The 594-nt window shown below is 47.5% G+C and carries 1 protein-coding gene; it reads right to left on the reverse strand.

The window, feature by feature from the left end; translation table 11 throughout:
- Nucleotide 1: 1 nt before the first annotated feature.
- On the reverse strand, nucleotides 2–594 hold a 593-nt coding region (locus Xhom_RS25335), incomplete at its 5' end, for an MT-A70 family methyltransferase (protein ID WP_099140147.1).

Genomic DNA, 594 nt, shown 5'->3' on the forward strand with positions numbered 1-594 from the left:
GTTAGTCATTGGTGATGAAGTTGACTCCGTTAATAAATTCGATATTGTTTACGGGTGATTCATTACCGTATAAATCCCAGCCGTCCATTGACTCACGGGCGAATAATTCAATGCGGGGTACGTTTCCGTATAATTGCTCTAACCGATAATGAACCTCTCTTGGTTTTTGGCTGTGTTCACCCAGACAAGAATAAACCACCTGTTTCACACTGGCGCTCTGGCGTGGCAGTCCGTTACCCCTGATAGCGATCAATACGTCCTCGGTATTGCTGCGGGTGTAATTCCCGCCGTTCATCCGTGTTTCGGTGTTGAGTAGTTCTATGAAATCCCAGCTATCGAGCAGCCTTTCTTCCTGAATGGCTCTATCTATGCGCTCCATCGCTAACTTGTTCAGCTTTATCCATGTGAACAGCTTCATTGTCTTGACTGTGAATCCCCATGCTGCGGCCAATTCCATAGCCTCAGCCGTAAAATTCCCCGTGTACCACATGGCGAGGACGGAATTTTCAGCGGCTATTTGTTCTATGGGTAATCGGGTGAGGGAATAAAAATCGGTGGTAGTGTAGTGATTGTTGGCTGCTCCGTTGCTGGCTG

This window comes from Xenorhabdus hominickii, assembly GCF_002632725.1.
Classification (GTDB): Bacteria; Pseudomonadota; Gammaproteobacteria; order Enterobacterales; family Enterobacteriaceae; genus Xenorhabdus; species Xenorhabdus hominickii.